Raw genomic sequence first — 18,209 nt, forward strand, 5'->3', positions numbered from 1 at the left:
AAAGGAGTCAGATATGAATTATAGAGAATTATTTAAAGAAGAAAATGAAGCGATAATGGAGAGATATGACCTCTCCATGGAGAGAATTGAGGTAATCTCAAAGGAAGAGAATGTGGCGGAGCCTTACCGCGACTTTTTTCATAGGACGGCAAGATTTATTATAGAAATCGCTGACTTGGTGAGAATGGTACAGCGCGATGAGTTGGAGGCAAAAAGCCTTGAAGAGGTGCAGGCATTAAATACATCACTCTATCAGGATATTTTAGGCGATAACTATGAGAGAAGCTACGGAAATCCAGCGTATGCAGTTAATCACCTCGGAGAGGAATACGGAAGATATTTAAGCTTTTTATACACGGAAATAAGAGGTATGATTATCTATGCCTACGAGCAGAGACTGACGGACATTACGATTCACAATGAGTTGTTTATCGAGATTTACAATGCATTTGAGGATATGGAAGAGCTCACGCCGGAGACTGTGAAAAATACACTGTACTGGTTTGTAAGCGACTACTCCGATATGACGGTGGAATATCGAATCAGAGAGCAGCTTGACATAGAGCTGTCTTTTGCGGCGGATATTATCACGAAGGAAGACTTGTCAGACTTGCGTTACCTGTATAAATTCGGAGAGTATATTACGGAAAATGAACTGAAAACAGCAAAGCATTTAAATAATATGAGCGAGGAACAGATCGAGGCGATGGCAAGCACCTATACGGAAGGCTACCGCATGGGCTTTATCCTTGGCAATAAGGACTTATCAAAGAAGGAAATTGTAAATATCCGCTATAATTTAGGATTTGAGCGCATCGTGAAAAAAGCAATTGAGCAGTTTGAAAAAATGGGACTTCGTCCGGCGATTCACAGAGCGGCAGTCAATACGATAAATAAAAAGCAGCATTATAAGATGGGCTATTATGGCGCCATTGCAAACAAGCAGTTTGAATATGACCATCGTGCAGACAATGCGATTTATCTGGATAAGGCATTTGTGGAGCGAAAGCTTGGCGTTTTAAAGGTGGCATATGAGAAATATAAAAAAGAGGCTTCCAAGTTTGCAGGACCTGCGGTGATGGAGATTTTTGGAGAGGTTCCGTTTGCACCGGAAAGTAAACCGGAGAGCTTTACGCTGTCAGACAAGCAGCAGAAATGGTCTGTGGAATATGATACAGAAGCAGGACAGCTTGTAAATCAGTATATTAAAGGCGAGGAGAGAAGCTTTACGATTATCGCCTATCCGGTACCGGAGATTGGAGAAAAATACGAGGAAATCTTTGATGAGACGGTAAAAATTAACACACTCGATTATAAGCTATATGAAGGTATCCAGCAGATTATCATCGATGCGCTGGATGAGGGAAGCCACGTTGTCATCAAGGGCAGAAATGGAAACAAGACGAATTTGACTGTACAGCTAAAGGAGCTTGCGGACAAGGAGAAAGAGACAAAGTTTGAAAACTGTGTTGCAGATGTCAATATTCCGGTCGGCGAGGTGTTCACTTCACCTGTTTTGAAGGGAACAAACGGTATTTTGCATGTCAGCCAGGTCTACTTAAATGAGTTAAAATACATTGATTTGGAAATTGAGTTTGAGGACGGCAAAATTAAGAACTACACATGCAAGAACTTTGAGCAGGAAGAAGAGAATAAAAAGTTCATCAAAGAGAACATTCTGCGCAATCATGAGACGCTTCCAATGGGAGAGTTTGCCATCGGAACGAACACGACTGCTTACATGGTCGCAAAAAAATATGATATCGCAGATAAGCTTCCGATTTTGATTGCGGAAAAGATGGGACCTCATTTTGCAGTGGGTGACACCTGCTATAGCTGGTCGGAGGACAATAAGATATACAATCCGAACAAAAAGGAAATTGTGGCGAAGGACAATGAAATTTCCATTCTCCGAAAAGAAGATGTGAGTAAGGCGTACTTCAACTGCCATACCGATATCACCATTCCGTATGAGGAGTTGGGAGAAATCACCGTGATGACAGAGGAAGGAAATGGAATTACGATTATTAAGGACTCACGTTTTGTCTTAGCGGGGACGGAGGAATTGAACAAACCGTTTGACATGTAAGGAAAATGACTAAATATTGATTAGAAAATCTAATAGGCAGAAAGCCGCAAAATGCAAAATATAGGTTGACTAGGCAGAAAAGTCCTAGTAAAATTACTTATAAATAGAACGATTTTTAGTAATTAGACTTATAAAAGAAATTTGTTTTTTACAATAAAGGAGAAAGCATGAAGAGAATTGGTATCATAGGCGGCGGTCAGCTGGGAAAGATGATGATTTTGGATGCAAAAAGGCTGGATTACTATTTTGTGATTCTGGACCCGACACAAAACTGTCCGGCTCACAGCATTGCAGATGAGCATATCGTCGCAGGTTTTGATGATATAGAAGCCATCAAGCAGTTGGCGGAAAAGTCTGATGTTGTGACCTATGAATTTGAGCATATCAGTCTTAAGGCATTGCAGGAGCTGGAGAAAATGGGACATAAGGTTTACCCTTCCAGTGAAACACTCTCTCACATCCAGAATAAGTATGACCAGAATAACTGGCTGAGAGCGCATCAAATACCAATTCCCGATTATGTTTTCATCAACAATCTTAGCGAGCTTCAAGCTGCACATGAAAAATTTGGCTATCCGATGATATTAAAGACATGTACCGGAGGCTACGACGGCAAAGGAAATGCAGTCATTGAGAAAGCCGGAGATGAGGAAACGGCATATGAAGCACTTGGAGGCGGAACCTTGCCGCTTATGATAGAGGAGTGGATTCCGTTTGAAAAAGAGGTGTCGATACTCGCATGCAGAAGCATAAACGGTGAGGTTGCAGTTTTTCCGGTTGCGGAGAATGTGCATAAAAACAGTATTTTGGATGAGACAACCGTTCCGGCAAAAATCAGTGAGGAATCCAACAAGGAAGCCTTTAAGATAGCCAAAGCGTGTCTGTCAGCCTTTGATGCTTACGGAATGATATGTATTGAGCTGTTTGTCACAAAAGAGGGCAGAATACTGGTCAATGAACTGGCACCAAGGCCCCATAATTCCGGTCACTATACGATTGAGGGCTGTTATACATCCCAATATGAGCAGCATATCCGTGCTATTTTAGGGCTTCCGCTCGGAAACCCGGCACTCATCCGCCCGACAGCGATGAAAAATATCATCGGTGACAAGAGCGGAAAAGCGGAGCTAAAAGGAGTTGAAGAGGCTTATCAATACAGCAATGTCAAGCTTCACATTTACGGAAAAGAAACCGTGTCAAAGGGCAGAAAAATGGGACATATCACTGCCACAGGAGATACGATAGAGGAGGCTCTTGCACAGGTGAGAGGAGCCTATGATAAATTAAGCTACTAGCCACAGGATTTTGAGGAAAGGACAATGCAAAATATGAAGCCAGTTGTAGGAATTATTATGGGAAGCGATTCGGATTTGCCGGTTATGTCAAAAGCGGCAGAGATACTGGACGCTCTGGATGTAGATTATGAGCTTACAATCGTGTCGGCTCACCGCACCCCTGACAAGCTATACAGCTATGCCAAGGAGGCAAAGCAAAAAGGATTGAAGGTTATTATCGCGGGAGCCGGAGGAGCCGCACATCTTCCGGGTATGACAGCGGCGATGACGCCATTGCCGGTTATCGGCGTACCGGTGCAGACAAAGGCACTTGGCGGAGTGGATTCGCTTTATTCCATTGTGCAGATGCCGCCGGGAATACCGGTTGCAACCGTAGCGATAAACGGAGCCTTAAATGCGGGCTTGCTGGCGGCAAAGATTGTTGCCACAGGCGATGATAAATTGTCAAAGAGAGTGGAAGACTATGCAAAAGATTTGGAGACAATGGTAGAAGAAAAAGCCTCCAAGCTGGGGGATATCAAATATAAGGCTTATTTAGATCAGATGTAATAGATAGGCAAAAGAAACAGCCACAATAACCAACCGCACAACAGTGCAATCTAGGAGGAAGAAAAATGGATTACAAAAAAGCAGGCGTGGACATTGAAGCAGGATACAAATCAGTAGAGCTCATGAAGGAGCATATCAAAAAGACAATGCGTCCGGAGGTTTTAACGAACATCGGAGGATTTTCAGGAGCATTTTCCATGGAAGCATTTAAAAATATGGAGAAACCTACCCTTGTATCGGGAACGGATGGAGTCGGAACCAAATTAAAGCTTGCTTTTATTTTGGATAAGCATGACACCATCGGCATTGACTGTGTTGCGATGTGTGTGAATGACATTGCCTGTGCAGGCGGTGAGCCGCTGTTTTTCTTGGACTATATTGCGTGCGGCAAAAATGAACCGGAGAAGATTGCGATGATTGTAAAAGGTGTTGCAGAGGGCTGTCAGCAGTCAAATGCTGCATTGATCGGCGGTGAGACGGCAGAGATGCCGGGCTTTTATCCGGAGGACGAATATGACCTTGCAGGCTTCGCGGTAGGTGTGGTTGACGAGAAAGATTTAATTACCGGCAAGAATTTACAGGCAGGGGACGTATTAATCGGAATAAAATCCTCAGGCGTTCACAGCAACGGTTTTTCTCTTGTAAGAAAAGTATTTGATATGACCAAAGAGTCGTTAAATACATACTACGAGGAGCTTCAAACGACACTTGGCGAGGCACTTTTGGCACCGACCAAAATCTATGTAAAGGCGCTTAGAGGCGTTAAAAATGCGGGTGTTACCATAAAAGCATGCAGCCATATCACAGGCGGCGGTTTCTATGAAAATGTACCGAGAATGCTGCCGGAAGGAAAGCGTGCCATAATCAATAAGAACAGCTATGAGGTTCCTGCTATTTTCAAAATGCTTGCAAGCAAGGGTGACATCGCAGAAGAAATGATGTACAACACCTACAACATGGGTATCGGAATGATCGTTGCGGTGAAGAAAGAAGATACCGAAAAAACGCTTGCCGCAATCAAAGAGGCAGGCGAGGAAGCGATGATAATCGGTGCGGTTGAGGACGGCGAAACAGGAGTTACATTATGCTAAAAATAGCGGTGCTCGTATCAGGCGGAGGTACGAACCTCCAAGCGATTATTGACGGGATAGAAAAGAAAACAATCACGAATGCAAAAATAGAAGTTGTAATCAGCAATAACAAAAATGCCTATGCATTAGAGCGTGCAAGGCAAAACCAAATTCCTGCGGAGTGCATTTCTCCGAAGGATTTTGAGACGAGAGAGCTTTTTAATGAGACATTATTAAGCACCATCGAGGCCTATCAGGCAGACCTCATTGTGCTTGCAGGCTTCTTGGTCGTACTGCCGCAGAAGATGGTGGAAACTTATGTAAACCGTATTATCAATGTCCATCCGTCTCTTATACCGGCATTTTGCGGAAAAGGCTATTATGGGCTGAAGGTTCACGAGGAGGCACTGGCGCGCGGTGTGAAGGTAAGCGGTGCTACCGTGCATTTTGTGGATGCAGGGACGGATACCGGCCCGATTATCCTCCAAAAGGCAGTAGAAGTAAAGGAACAGGACACTCCTGAAATACTCCAAAAGCGTGTGATGGAGGAGGCAGAGTGGGTGATTATGCCAAAGGCGATTGATTTGATTGCTAATCAGAAAATACAGGTGACAGACGGTAAGGTAGTGACGAAATAAGTCCACAGAGCGGAGGAATTCGATGAAAGTATTAATTGTTGGAAGCGGCGGAAGAGAACATGCCATCGCATGGAAGGTATCCCAAAGCAGCAAGGTAGATAAAATTTACTGTGCTCCGGGCAATGCAGGAATTGAAGAGTATGCAGAGTGTGTCGATATCGGCGCGATGGAGTTTGACGAGCTGTTGGCATTTGCGAAGGAAAAAGAGATTGATTTGACGGTAATCGGCATGGACGATCCTTTGGTAGGAGGAGTTGTGGATGTGTTCGAGGCGGCAGGAATGCGCGTGTTCGGACCTAGAAAGAATGCAGCGTTTCTGGAAGGCTCTAAGGCTTTTTCCAAGGATTTGATGAAAAAATATAATATCCCGACAGCGGCATATGAAAACTTTGATGACCCGGATAAAGCGATTGCCTATCTGGAGAAGGCAGAGTTTCCGCTTGTTTTAAAAGCGGACGGGCTGGCACTGGGAAAAGGTGTATTAATTTGCAATACTCTGGAGGAAGCAAGGGAAGGTGTCAAAGCCATCATGCTCGACAAACAGTTTGGTGATGCCGGAACCCAGATGGTTGTAGAAGAATTTATGACAGGCAGGGAGGTTTCCGTGCTGTCTTATGTGGACGGAAAGACGATTAAGACAATGACTTCGGCTCAGGACCATAAGAGGGCATTGGACGGCGACCAAGGCTTAAATACAGGCGGTATGGGTACGTTTTCACCGAGTCCTTTCTACACAGAGGAAGTGGATGAATTTTGTAAGAAGTATGTTTATCAGGCGACGGTAGATGCGATGGCAGCAGAGGGCAGAGAATTTAAGGGGATTATTTTCTTCGGACTGATGCTGACGGAGAAAGGACCTAAAGTGTTGGAGTACAATGCACGCTTTGGAGACCCGGAGGCACAGGTTGTTCTGCCTCGAATGAAAAATGATATTGTGGAAGTATTTGAAGCCTGTATTGACGGCACGTTAGACCAGATAGATTTGCAGTTTGAGGATAATGCAGCTGTATGTGTCGTGCTGGCGTCAGAGGGCTATCCGGTTGCTTATGATAAGGGACTCGTAATCTCAGGACTGGATGCTTTTAAAGAGAAGGATGGCTATTATGCTTTCCATGCAGGAACGAAGAAAACGGACAAAGGCATTGTCACAAACGGAGGACGTGTCATCGGTATAACAGCCAAAGGAGCTGATTTGAAGGAAGCAAGGGCGAATGCCTATGATGCAGTAAAATGGGTGGATTTTGCCAATAAATATTGCAGAAATGATATCGGAAAAGCAATTGATGAGGCGTAAGAGCCTTTCGTAGTGTTAGTACAAAAAAGGAACTGTTTGTAGAGCAGTTCCTTTTTTGTACCTAAAAGGTCAATATATGCAATGTTTTAGTCAAGAATAAGAATGAAATATATTACAGTTGTGATATGATAAAAGCAGGTAAACACGATAAAAAGGCAGAAGAGATTCAGCAAAAAAAGAAAAGTGAGGATACCGCCATGTTTATGTTTAGCAAAAATACTGTAATTACAGCTAAGACCATGAGTAAACCTGTTTTAAATGCAATCTGCATATTGGAGAGAGATAGGGATAAGGTGTTTTCGGACAGCACCTGTCCGGCAAATGAAATCATACTGAAAGAAGAAGTGCTGCAGGAAGAGCAATTTGTCCTGAAGGTAGAGGACAGTCAGGTAAGCGTGACCGCAGGTGACGATTTAGGCTTTATCTATGGCTTATTATATATCAGTGAACACTATTTAGGCATTAAACCATTTTGGTTTTGGATGGATCAAAAGATAGAAAAGAGGACAAGCATAGAGCTTAAAGCAGTACGCCATAAGTCTGAAAAGGCAGCAGTGCGTTTTCGCGGCTGGTTTTATAATGATGAAGTACTGATGATGAAGTGGAAGTATAATGAAAATGGTGTGGACGGCTGGAAGATGGCATTGGAGGCACTTTTAAGGTGCGGCGGAAATATGGCAATTCCGGGGACAGACACGATGTCGCGCAGAAACAGAGCGATGGCGGCAGAGATGGGATTGTGGATTACACATCATCATGCGGAACCTCTCGGAGCGGAGATGTTTGTTCGCGCTTATCCGGATACGGAGCCTAACTTTATGGAGCATCCGGAGCTTTTCTATAAGCTGTGGGAGGATGCGGTCTTAGAGCAAAAAGACTGTAAGGTTGTTTGGAATCTCTGTTTTCGTGGGCAGGGAGATGTGCCGTTTTGGCATACCGATACGAGCGGTCAGTTTGATACGCCCCAAAAGCAAGGACGTTTGATAAGTGAGCTGATTAAAAAGCAGTGTGATATCGTAAAAAAGCATGTGGCTTCCCCAGTATTTTGCACGAATCTTTATGGTGAAATCATGGAGTTATACGAGCAGGGATATATCGACCTAGATGAGGATATTATCAAGGTCAGAGCTGACAACGGCTTTGGCAGAATGGTGACAAGAAGACGTGACAACCACTGTGTCAGGGTCTCTTCCATGCCGGACAAGAAGGACAGCGGTGCGCAGGGAATTTATTATCATGTTTCTTTTTATGATTTACAGGCGGCAAATCACATTACCATGCTTCCAAATTCTGTCGATTTTGTGGATAGAGAGCTTACACAAGTAATAGAAAATGGCGGGGATGATTTCTGGGTGATTAACTGTTCTAATGTGCGCCCTCATACCTACTATCTGGACGCAGTTAGGAAAAAATGGTTTGGAAGAAAGATTGATGATGCGGTGCAAAGCAGGGAATTTGCGGCTGATTATTATGCAGGAAACAAAAGCATAGCACAATACTATGAGGCTTATCCGCAGGCAATGATTTCTTATGGTGAGAATGAAGATGACCATATGGGAGAGCAGTTTTACACGGAAAATTTGAGAATTATTGCACACCAGCTTTTGGTGGACAGGTCAAAGAATGCGGAGCCCCTTTACTGGATTGCAGGGGAGGGCACCTTGGCAGAGCAGGTAAAAAGAGTATGCGAGCTATGCCAAAACGGGTTTAACAGGCTGGAAGAATATTATAAAAAATGTGAGGAGATAAGCGGGGAGCTTGCCAAAGCGGAAAAAGAGCTTTTTGACGCGACTCTTCTCTTACAGGCAAAAATTCATTATTACGGCGTAAAGGGAGTTGTACTGTTTGGTGAGGCATACCGCTTCTTTGAGGAGCGGGATTATAAAAAAGCCTTTGTTTTATTCGGACGAAGTGCAGAATGCTTTGATGTTGCAGACAAGGAGATGCGGGCAGCCGAATATGGAGTGTGGGATAATTTTTATCTGAATGACTGCTTTGCAGATTTAAAGCATACCGCCTATATGATAAGAAAGGTGATGGGTCTTGTCCGTGAGCTGGGGGACAATGTACGCCATGACTCATGGTATCACGGTTATTGCTACGCGAAGGAGGATCAGAAGGTATTTCTTTTGCTTGTCACGGATAATCATATGACGGATCAAGAGCTTTATGAGGTGATGCGGGAAAAGGAAATGATGTAAATCGTTATAATAAATTAGGAGGGCTTTTTAAATGAAAGGTATCGGCAGCAAAAAGGGAAATGTATGGAGCAAAATAGGGCTTGGCGTGTGCTATTATCCGGAACATTGGGATAAGAAGTATTGGCAGGACGATTTACGGCGCATGAAGGAGCTAGGCATTCAGACAATCCGAATTGCAGAGTTTGCCTGGAATAAATTTGAGCCGGAAGAGGGGACATTTGTGTTTGCCTTCTTTGATGAGTTTATGGAGGTTGTGAAGCAGGAGGGGATGAAGGTGATTTTCGGAACACCGACCGCAACGCCTCCCGCTTGGCTTACCCAGAAATACCCAGAAGTCTTAAATGCGGCAATCAACGGAGATTTGTATAACCACGGTGCCAGACGGCATTACAATTACAATTCATCTAAATATCGGGAGCTTAGTGCCAGAATCGTGAGAAAGCTAGGAGAGCACTACGGGAGTCACCCCAATATTGTGGGCTGGCAGATTGACAACGAGCTAAATTGTGAGGTGGACGTATTTTATTCGGAGAGCGACCACGAGGCATTTCGCGTGTATCTGAAAGAGCGATATAAAAAACTGGAAGCGTTGAATGCTGCTTGGGGAACAAACTTCTGGAATCAGACCTACTCTGACTGGGCACAGATATATGCACCGCGCTTAACCGTGAACAACGGCTTTAATCCTCATCAAAAGCTGGATTATATCCGTTTTATATCGGAAAGTACGATAGCGTTTTGTAAAATGCAGAGTGATATTTTGAGGGAGTATGTAAAAGAGGGGGATTTTATCACAACAAACGGTATGTTTGGTCATTTGGACAACCATAAGATGACGAAGGAGTGCCTTGATACCTACACCTATGACTCTTATCCGAATTTTGCCTATGCGCTGAACAGTGACCCACAAAAATCAAACAACCTAAATGACAGAAAATGGTCCAAAAACCTGACAGAGGTTCGCTCGGTTTCATCGCATTTTGGCATAATGGAGCAGCAGTCTGGAGCAAACGGCTGGAATGACCGAATGGAGGCGCCTGCACCAAAGCCGGGCCAGATGATGCTTTGGGCGATGCAAAGTATTGCGCACGGAGCGGATTTTGTCAGCTTTTTCAGGTGGAGAACAAGCTGTATCGGCACGGAGATTTATTGGCAGGGTATTTTGGATTACGACAATCGGGATAATCGAAAGACGGCAGAGGTAAAGCAGATAGCAGAGCGTCTCGAAAAAATCGAGGAGATGGCAGGAGCAGATTTTTTTGCTTCCTTTGGACTCATAAAGAGCTACGATAATGTTTGGGATGAGGAAGCGGATGTATCGCATCAAAAGGTGCAATCCTTCAGTGAACAGGAAATTTTTTGCGCCGCGCAGCTCTCCCATACACCGTTTGATATCATCTATCTGGGCGATGACTTGCAGGAAAATCTGGAAAAGTTAGAAAAGTTTCCGGTTGTATTTTATCTGCACGCTTCTATCGTGGGCGAAGGGGAGCAAGAGGTGTTGGAGCGATATGTAGAAAACGGCGGTATTTTGTGTATGGGCTGTAAGAGCGATTATAAAAATGAGAACGGGCATTGCAAGATGGAGCCGGCACCTGCACAGTTGAGAAAGCTGACAGGAGGAAATATAAGAGAGTTTACATGGGTCAGACCGGAGGAGAAAGTCACCTTAGCATGGAATGAGAAACAATATGAAATGCCGATATTCAATGATGTTTTAGAAGCGGAGGAGGCAAAGGTGTTAGGTACTTTTGGCGGCAGCTATTATGAAGGAAGCCCTGCACTGTTAGAGAATAATTACGGAAAAGGGAAGGTACTACATTTAGGAGGTGTATTCACCAGAGAGATTGCAACGGCAATTTTGGAATATACGAGTGTAATCCGTCCTTTTGAAAGCCTCTTAGCGGCGCCAAAGGATTGTGAGATTGTGTTGCGCAAAAAAGAAGGAGCCCATTATCTTTTTGTGTTAAATTACAGCAAGGAGGAACAGACTATTTTTCTCAAAAAGGAAATGCACGATGTTGACAGCCAAGAAGCCGTAATGGGCGAGGTTATACTAAAGTCCTATGAGACAAAGGTGTATTCTTTTCCTGGAAATAGTGTGATAAGTTAATTAATTAACAGTATTTAAGGTTTTCACGGCTTCTTTTTTGTGTTACAGTATAATTGAAAAAATATTGCTACCAGCCGTTGGCTTTATGCAATGAAATATGTAGATACAATATATGGAGGCATTTAAAATGAATGATTTGGAACTTAAATATTTAAAAAGTATTGCAAATCTTTATCCAACCATAGCGGCGGCTTCGACGGAGATTATCAACTTACAGTCTATTTTGAACTTACCAAAGGGGACAGAGCATTTCTTGACTGATATTCATGGGGCAGATGAACAATTTTTGCATGTACTGAAAAATGGATCGGGATCGGTCATTCGAAAAATTAATGATGCGTTTGGAAATACATTGAGCAGCCGCGATAAAAAGATGCTAGCCACTCTTATTTATTATCCGGAGCAAAAGATTGAAATGGTATTAAAACAGGAAGAAAACATTGAGGATTGGTATAAAATTACATTGCACCGGCTGATTCTGATCAGCAAGCGGGTGGCGTCAAAATATACCCGCTCAAAGGTGCGAAAGGCGCTGCCGAAGGATTTTTCTTATATTATCGAGGAGCTTATTACGGAAAAAGCAGAGGTTTTGGATAAAGAAGGCTATTACAACGAGATTATCAATACAATTATTCGGATTGGGCGGGCGAAGGAGTTTATCATTGCCCTGAGCAAACTGATACAGCGGCTTGTGATCGACCACTTACATATTATTGGAGATATTTTTGACAGAGGACCGGGACCGCATATCATTATGGATACGCTGATGGACTATCACTCTGTGGATATTCAGTGGGGAAATCACGATATTCTGTGGATGGGAGCAGCTTCCGGACATCCGGCATGTATTGCGAATGTGGTCCGGATTTCAGCAAAGCACGGAAACCTCGATATGTTGGAAGAGGGATATGGCATTAATCTGATTCCTCTTGCAACCTTTGCCTTAAATACATATAAAGATGACACCTGCCAGCGTTTTCAGGTTGACAGCTCTGCATGCAATTATGATGAGAAGGATTTGGAGATTGACAGCAAAATGCATAAAGCGATAACCGTCATCCAGTTTAAGCTGGAGGGCCAGTTGATTATGCGAAGAAGCGACTTTGCGATGGAGAGCAGATTGCTTTTGGATAAAATTGATTTTGACAAGAACACGATTGTTATTGACGGGCAGGAATATGAGCTGCTAGACAGTAATTTTCCGACAATCGACAGGGCAAATCCTTATCAGCTTACTGAGGAGGAGGAGCAGGTCATGGAACGGCTCAAATCCGCATTTCAAAAGTGTGAGAAGCTGCAAAAGCATGTCCGCTTTTTATTTGCAAAGGGAAGCCTGTACAAGGTATATAATTCCAATCTCCTCTATCACGGCTGTGTTCCTCTGAATGAGGACGGAAGCTTTAAGACGGTGACGCTGTTTGGAAAGCAGTACAGCGGCAGAGCGTGGTATGACTATCTGGAGAATTGCGCAAGAAAGGGCTATTACAGCGAGGAGAATACGGAGGTAAGACAAAAAGGGCAGGATATCATGTGGTATATCTGGTCGAATGAGAATTCTCCGCTGTTTGGAAAAGCCAAGATGGCGACGTTCGAATGTTACTTCCTAAGCGAGGAAGAAATGCATAAGGAAAAGAAAAATCACTATTATTCCATGCTTGAGGAGGAAGCGGTGGTGAACCGCATACTGGAGGAATTTGGTGTGGATAGTGAGATCGGACATATTATCAACGGGCATATGCCGGTGGAGCTGAAAAAGGGTGAAAATCCGATTAAGTGCAACGGAAAGCTGCTGATTATCGATGGTGGTTTTTCCAAGGCGTATCAGAGAAAAACCGGGATTGCAGGCTACACACTGATATCCAATTCCGTCGGACTCCGTCTTGTATCGCATGAGCCTTTTGAGTCGGCAGAGGACGCAATCGTAAATGAAAAAGACATCCATTCTGACACAACGATTGTGGAGAGCTTTCCGACGAGAAGATGTGTGGGTGATACAGATATCGGAAAAGAGTTGAAGGAGAAAATCCATGAATTGGAAGCACTTCTCCGCGCATACAGACGAGGAACTCTGATTGAGAAGGAAGCTTAGGGATAGTAAAGCCTCAGTATACGTGTAAAAAGCTGTCGAGTGAGTTCATAAAAAATACACAGAAACATTTCATAAAATACACATTTTATTACTATGCTACTACATGGGTAATTAAATGTGTATTTTTTTATATCATAGGAAATTGCTTTGCAATTTCCTATTGATATAAAAACTATTTTTGCGCACCTCGCGGAGTGGAAGTTGTTGCTTCGCAACCCGCTCGGGCGCGAAGTATGAGCAAAGCTCACACTTTCTTATATTGTTTAGAAAATATTCTCAAAAGTGTAAAAATAATACACATTCCTTATACTATAATTAGGAGGGTCATAAAATTGATAGAAGTGAAAAACCTTGTGAAAAGGTACGCGGACAATGTCGCGGTAGACAATTTGAGTTTTAAGGTAGAAAAGGGACAAATCTATGGCTTCTTAGGACCAAACGGAGCCGGAAAATCAACAACAATGAATATTATTACGGGCTACATAGCGGCGTCCGGCGGAGAGGTTATCATCAATGGACATGATATCTTTGAGGAGCCGGAGCTGGCAAAAAAATCGATTGGTTACCTGCCCGAGATACCCCCTCTCTATATGGATATGACGCCATATGAGTATTTGAAATTTGCAGCAGAATTAAAGAAAATAGAGAAAAAAGAGCGAGAGGGCATGATTGAGGAGGTTATGAAGCTGACAAAGATTGAGGATGTCGGCAACAGGCTGATTAAGAATCTGTCCAAGGGTTATAAGCAAAGAGTCGGACTTGCACAGGCGATACTGGGCTACCCGGAGGTTATTATTTTAGACGAGCCTACCGTAGGTCTTGACCCGAAGCAGATTATTGAAATCCGAGATTTGATTAAGAGTTTAGGCAAGAAGCACACGGTTATTTTAAGTTCACATATTCTATCCGAGGTTAGTGCGGTATGCGACTACGTTATGATTATTTCAAAGGGAAAGCTGGTGGCAAGTGATACGCCGGAAAACTTAGGAAAGCTTATGGCAGGAACAAACTCTTTGGATTTGACGATAAAGGGCGAAGAAAAACAGGTGGAAGAAATACTTGCGTCAATAGAAGAAATTCAGGAATTTACAATACATCATTCTGTGGAGGCAGATGCAGTTGACATCTCCCTAAAAACAGCAGAGCAGGTGGATGTGAGGGAAGTTGTTTTTTATAAAATGGCAGAAGCAAAATGCCCGATTCTTTCCATGAAGACCTCCAATATGTCTCTTGAGGACGTATTCCTCGAACTGACAGGAGGAAACAAGGAAGTAGAGGAAAATCAATCTTTTGAAGAGGATGAGGAAGAGGAGGAAAAAGAAGATGACAGCAATTTATAAGAGAGAGTTAAAAGCGTATCTGACCTCCATGACGGGATATATTTTCATGGCATTCATCATGTTTTTGGTTGGTATTTATTTTACAGCCTATAATTTAACGTACGGTTATGCTCATTTTGGATATGTATTATCCTCCTCCGTCTTTGCCTTCTTGATTGTAGTGCCTATTTTGACCATGCGCCTTCTGGCAGAGGAAAAGAAGCAAAAGACTGACCAGATTCTGCTCACAGCACCGGTAAAAGTACTGGATATCATTTTGGGAAAATATTTTGCCATATTGACGATATTCACGATACCGGTTGTACTGTTTTGCTTCTACCCACTTTTATTGTCTCAGTTTGGAACGGTGGCATTTCCTATGGCTTATACTTCCATTATAGGATATTACCTTCTGGGTGCAGCGTATCTTGCGGTGGGAATGTTTGTCTCCTCCTTGACGGAGAGCCAGGTAATTGCAGCGGTAATCGGTTTCGGAACCTTGCTTGTCAGTTATATGATTACGGGACTTACCCAGTTTGTTTCAAGCAGTGCCATTGCCTCCTTTATCGGATTTACGATAATTGTCCTGATTATAGCGCTTGTGGCATACAACATGACAAGAAATCTTGTTTTTTCCGCAGCAGTAGGTGTGGCGTTTGAAGCGATTATGCTTATCCTGTATTTATATAAATCGACTCTTTTTGCAAGCTCAATCGGAAAAATATTAAATGTAATTGACCTTGCCTCCAGATATGAGAACTTTGTTAACGGAATATTTGATGTTACGGGAGTTGTATACTATTGCTCCGTTATCGTATTATTTATATTCCTCACCGTTCAGTCATTACAAAAAAGACGTTGGAGCTAGCAGGAGGTTAAAATGAAAATAATAGATGATTTAAAAAACAAAGGGCCGAAGGAGCCTAAATTCATAAATAAAAAAAGCTTGAGAAACGGATCCTACAGCATGGCTGTGACAGCACTGGTGCTGGCGATTATTGTAATTGTCAATTTGGTTATCAACAATCTGCCATCCACCTACACAAAGTTTGACTTAAGCGATACGCAGTTATTCAGCATATCGGAGGAGACGACCAGCCTGCTTGGCAGTCTTGAGGATGATGTAACGATTTATCTTGTTGCACAGACAGGAAATGAGGACAGTACCATTGTGGAGCTGTTGGATAAATATAAGGCGTTATCTTCCAGTATTAAGGTGGAGTACAAGGACCCTGTCCTATACCCGAATTTTTTATCCGGTTATACGACAGACCAGTTAAATGAAAACAGTCTTGTTGTGGAGAGTGCAAAGCGCTCCAAGGTGGTTGATTACAGCGATATTTTCCAGACAACAACAGACTATACGACCTATGAATCCACAACAGAATTTGACGGAGAGGGTCAGCTTACAAGTGCGATTGACTTTGTAACCTCCGATAATCTTCCGGTTGTCTACGCGTTGGAAGGACATAATGAACAAACCCTGTCAAGTGATTTGCAGGAGCAAATTGAAAAACAAAATATCACGGTGGAGACACTTAGTCTTATGACTAATGAGGCGGTTCCGGAGGACTGTGCATGCCTTTTGATTTATTCCCCGTTAAACGATATCTCAACGGAGGAAGCAGATAAAATAACAGCCTATTTAAATGGCGGCGGTGATGCCTTTATTGTTTCCGGTTATCAGGAGGAGGAGTTGCCAAACCTTGATAATCTCTTAGCGACTCTCGGTGTGGAAAAGACAAGTGAAATTGTATTTGAAGGGGATTCAAACTACTATGCAGCGCCATACAATCACTATTTGGCACCAATGCTTGACAGCCATGAAATTACATCACCGCTTAGCACGGCAAAAGAAAGAGTATTACTGCCATATGCTTTGGGTATCAAACAGCTTGACACGAAAGCAGAGACAATATCAATTGTTCCTTTGCTAAGTACGACGGATTCGGCATATGGAAAGCTTTTGACGTCTGAGACTTCCACGACAGAGAAGCAGGACGGCGATACTGACGGACCGTTTGATTTGTCAGTGGCAATCACAAATACAATTGATGACAGCACAGAGAGCAAAGTTATTTTGACAACATCTGATTACTTAATGGACGATTCTGCAAATAAGACGGTAGCAGGCGGTAACCATGATTTTATTTTAAATTCGTTCAACTGGCTGACAGAGCATGAAAGCGGTATTACAATCCACTCAAAGAGCATGGACAGCGCAAAACTGGTACTAAGCGCAGCACAGGTTAACTTCTGGAGCTTTGTTGCAATGATTTTACTGCCGCTGGCAGTGGTTGTTACAGGAATTGTTGTATGGTTGAGAAGGAGAAAGAAGTAATGACGAAAAAGAATAAAACGGTAAAACTAATCTCTTTGCTCGTTCTGTTGATTCTTGCGATTGCTGCTTATTTCGTTGTTGAAAAAATTAACAAGGACAATGAGGAGAAAGAAGCGCAGGAGGAAGCCGCCGACACCATCATCATAAATTCTGTTGAAACAGATAAAATTGCCTCCTTTTCCTATATTTATGACGGGACTACATATGTATTTAGCAAGGACGGCGATACATGGTACTGCGCGAACGAAGCGGGAACCGAACTTGATCAGATTTTAGTGGAAAATTTAATAAAAAATTTTGAAAGTGTGGAAGCAACAAGGCTTGTGGAAGAAAATGCAGCCGATTTGTCACAATACGGACTCGATGAGCCGGCAAATGTGATTTCTGTGACTGATACGGACGGAACTACGATTTCTTATGAAATTGGAAATGAAAACCAGACAGTCAGTGAATATTATATGAAGAAAAGTGACAATAATACAGTATATCTAGTCGGAACGTTTGCGACATCTTTTCAAAAAACAATTGAGGATTTAAAAGCGGCAGAGGATGAGACAACAGATGAAATAACACAGGATTAATTTGACAAGTATAAAAAATTGATTTTACGTGCATATTAATATTGAAATTTAATATGTAAAGGAGAAGTCAATTATGAAAAAGTTTAAAAAGCTATGTGTTGGTGCAATTTTAGTTGTTGCCATTGGCTGCCTGACCGCATGTACAACGACAGATACAACAAAGGATAATACGACAGGCACGGGCACAACAACCGGAACGACGACGGACAAAACAACCGGAACGACGACAACGGACACAAATAAAGCGGACGGAAATACAGGAACTACAACAACGGACACAACGAAGGATACAACAACCACGACAACGGATGATAACAAGGGTGTTGTGGGAGAAGTGGCTGAAGATGTAGGAGATGCAGCTGACAAGGTAGGAGATAAAGTGGAAGATGCGGTAGATAATAATACGACCACGGACAAAGCGGCCACAACCAATGATACCACAACAAACAAAACGACTACCAATCAGTGATAGAAGAAATTCTTGTGTTAAAATGATAAGTTGTATATAATAAAATAGAAAGCTAAGCGAAACGGATCGTTTTGCTTGGCTTTTTAATTCATGACAAGTGAAGCTGCAAGCAGCTTTATCTTGTTATCATTAGGAAAGTTTTTGGGAAATGTACATAGGAG

14 protein-coding genes are annotated in these 18,209 nt (G+C 42.8%); all 14 read left to right on the forward strand.

Features of this window, described 5'->3' with window-relative positions:
* The first annotated feature begins 13 nt into the window (after window positions 1–13).
* The 14 genes from CTY48_RS19220 (at window position 14) to CTY48_RS19285 (ending at window position 18,048) form a co-directional block, all read left to right on the forward strand.
* Window positions 14–2,089 carry an aminopeptidase gene (locus CTY48_RS19220; protein ID WP_099470041.1) on the forward strand — a complete coding sequence of 692 codons (2,076 nt, stop codon included), beginning with the start codon at window positions 14–16 and terminating at the stop codon, window positions 2,087–2,089.
* A gap of 167 nt (window positions 2,090–2,256) precedes the next feature.
* Window positions 2,257–3,384: a 5-(carboxyamino)imidazole ribonucleotide synthase gene (locus CTY48_RS19225; protein ID WP_099470042.1), complete on the forward strand. Its 1,128-nt coding sequence runs from the start codon at window positions 2,257–2,259 to the stop codon at window positions 3,382–3,384.
* Window positions 3,385–3,417: 33 nt separating this feature from the next.
* Window positions 3,418–3,933 (forward strand): 5-(carboxyamino)imidazole ribonucleotide mutase, encoded by a 516-nt coding sequence (gene purE / locus CTY48_RS19230; RefSeq protein ID WP_099470230.1) that lies wholly within the window; start codon window positions 3,418–3,420, stop codon window positions 3,931–3,933.
* Between the two features lie 65 nt (window positions 3,934–3,998).
* Window positions 3,999–5,024 carry a phosphoribosylformylglycinamidine cyclo-ligase gene (purM, locus tag CTY48_RS19235; protein WP_099470043.1) on the forward strand — a complete coding sequence of 342 codons (1,026 nt, stop codon included), beginning with the start codon at window positions 3,999–4,001 and terminating at the stop codon, window positions 5,022–5,024.
* Complete coding sequence (gene purN, locus CTY48_RS19240) at window positions 5,018–5,641, forward strand: phosphoribosylglycinamide formyltransferase (RefSeq protein WP_099470044.1); 624 nt, start codon at window positions 5,018–5,020, stop codon at window positions 5,639–5,641. Before purM ends, purN begins: the two co-directional genes overlap by 7 nt.
* Window positions 5,642–5,663: 22 nt before the next feature.
* Window positions 5,664–6,935, forward strand: a complete 1,272-nt coding sequence (purD, locus tag CTY48_RS19245) for a phosphoribosylamine--glycine ligase (protein WP_099470045.1) — start codon at window positions 5,664–5,666, stop codon at window positions 6,933–6,935.
* 125 nt (window positions 6,936–7,060) lie between these two features.
* Window positions 7,061–9,136 (forward strand): glycosyl hydrolase 115 family protein, encoded by a 2,076-nt coding sequence (locus CTY48_RS19250; RefSeq protein ID WP_099470046.1) that lies wholly within the window; start codon window positions 7,061–7,063, stop codon window positions 9,134–9,136.
* 31 nt (window positions 9,137–9,167) lie between these two features.
* Window positions 9,168–11,249 (forward strand): beta-galactosidase, encoded by a 2,082-nt coding sequence (locus CTY48_RS19255; protein ID WP_099470047.1) that lies wholly within the window; start codon window positions 9,168–9,170, stop codon window positions 11,247–11,249.
* Between the two features lie 127 nt (window positions 11,250–11,376).
* Window positions 11,377–13,338 carry a fructose-1,6-bisphosphatase gene (locus CTY48_RS19260; RefSeq protein ID WP_099470048.1) on the forward strand — a complete coding sequence of 654 codons (1,962 nt, stop codon included), beginning with the start codon at window positions 11,377–11,379 and terminating at the stop codon, window positions 13,336–13,338.
* Window positions 13,339–13,670: 332 nt separating this feature from the next.
* On the forward strand, window positions 13,671–14,678 hold the full coding sequence (locus CTY48_RS19265) for an ABC transporter ATP-binding protein (protein WP_099470049.1): 1,008 nt from the start codon (window positions 13,671–13,673) through the stop codon (window positions 14,676–14,678).
* On the forward strand, window positions 14,662–15,525 hold the full coding sequence (locus CTY48_RS19270; protein WP_099470050.1) for an ABC-2 transporter permease: 864 nt from the start codon (window positions 14,662–14,664) through the stop codon (window positions 15,523–15,525). Before CTY48_RS19265 ends, CTY48_RS19270 begins: the two co-directional genes overlap by 17 nt.
* 12 nt (window positions 15,526–15,537) lie before the next feature.
* Entirely contained in the window at window positions 15,538–16,998 is a 1,461-nt protein-coding gene (locus tag CTY48_RS19275) for a GldG family protein (RefSeq protein ID WP_099470051.1), read from the forward strand.
* The gene (locus tag CTY48_RS19280; protein WP_180272788.1) at window positions 16,998–17,579 is read left to right on the forward strand and encodes a DUF4340 domain-containing protein; all 582 of its coding nucleotides are present in this window, start codon (window positions 16,998–17,000) and stop codon (window positions 17,577–17,579) included. Before CTY48_RS19275 ends, CTY48_RS19280 begins: the two co-directional genes overlap by 1 nt.
* A gap of 73 nt (window positions 17,580–17,652) precedes the next feature.
* Window positions 17,653–18,048 (forward strand): hypothetical protein, encoded by a 396-nt coding sequence (locus tag CTY48_RS19285; protein ID WP_099470053.1) that lies wholly within the window; start codon window positions 17,653–17,655, stop codon window positions 18,046–18,048.
* The last annotated feature ends 161 nt before the right edge of the window (window positions 18,049–18,209 follow it).

Source organism: Konateibacter massiliensis (genome assembly GCF_900184995.1).
Classification (GTDB): Bacteria; Bacillota; Clostridia; order Lachnospirales; family Lachnospiraceae; genus Lachnotalea; species Lachnotalea massiliensis.

Excerpts from the sequence above, each read along its gene's own strand:
- CTY48_RS19220 (WP_099470041.1), top strand. The coding sequence starts at position 14 with ATGAATTATAGAGAATTATTTAAAGAAGAAAATGAAGCGATAATGGAG.
- CTY48_RS19270 (WP_099470050.1), top strand. The coding sequence starts at position 14,662 with ATGACAGCAATTTATAAGAGAGAGTTAAAAGCGTATCTGACCTCCATG.
- CTY48_RS19225 (WP_099470042.1), top strand. The coding sequence starts at position 2,257 with ATGAAGAGAATTGGTATCATAGGCGGCGGTCAGCTGGGAAAGATGATG.
- CTY48_RS19275 (WP_099470051.1), top strand. The coding sequence starts at position 15,538 with ATGAAAATAATAGATGATTTAAAAAACAAAGGGCCGAAGGAGCCTAAA.
- CTY48_RS19255 (WP_099470047.1), top strand. The coding sequence starts at position 9,168 with ATGAAAGGTATCGGCAGCAAAAAGGGAAATGTATGGAGCAAAATAGGG.
- purE (WP_099470230.1), top strand. The coding sequence starts at position 3,418 with ATGAAGCCAGTTGTAGGAATTATTATGGGAAGCGATTCGGATTTGCCG.
- purM (WP_099470043.1), top strand. The coding sequence starts at position 3,999 with ATGGATTACAAAAAAGCAGGCGTGGACATTGAAGCAGGATACAAATCA.
- purN (WP_099470044.1), top strand. The coding sequence starts at position 5,018 with ATGCTAAAAATAGCGGTGCTCGTATCAGGCGGAGGTACGAACCTCCAA.
- CTY48_RS19260 (WP_099470048.1), top strand. The coding sequence starts at position 11,377 with ATGAATGATTTGGAACTTAAATATTTAAAAAGTATTGCAAATCTTTAT.
- purD (WP_099470045.1), top strand. The coding sequence starts at position 5,664 with ATGAAAGTATTAATTGTTGGAAGCGGCGGAAGAGAACATGCCATCGCA.
- CTY48_RS19280 (WP_180272788.1), top strand. The coding sequence starts at position 16,998 with ATGACGAAAAAGAATAAAACGGTAAAACTAATCTCTTTGCTCGTTCTG.
- CTY48_RS19250 (WP_099470046.1), top strand. The coding sequence starts at position 7,061 with ATGATAAAAGCAGGTAAACACGATAAAAAGGCAGAAGAGATTCAGCAA.
- CTY48_RS19285 (WP_099470053.1), top strand. The coding sequence starts at position 17,653 with ATGAAAAAGTTTAAAAAGCTATGTGTTGGTGCAATTTTAGTTGTTGCC.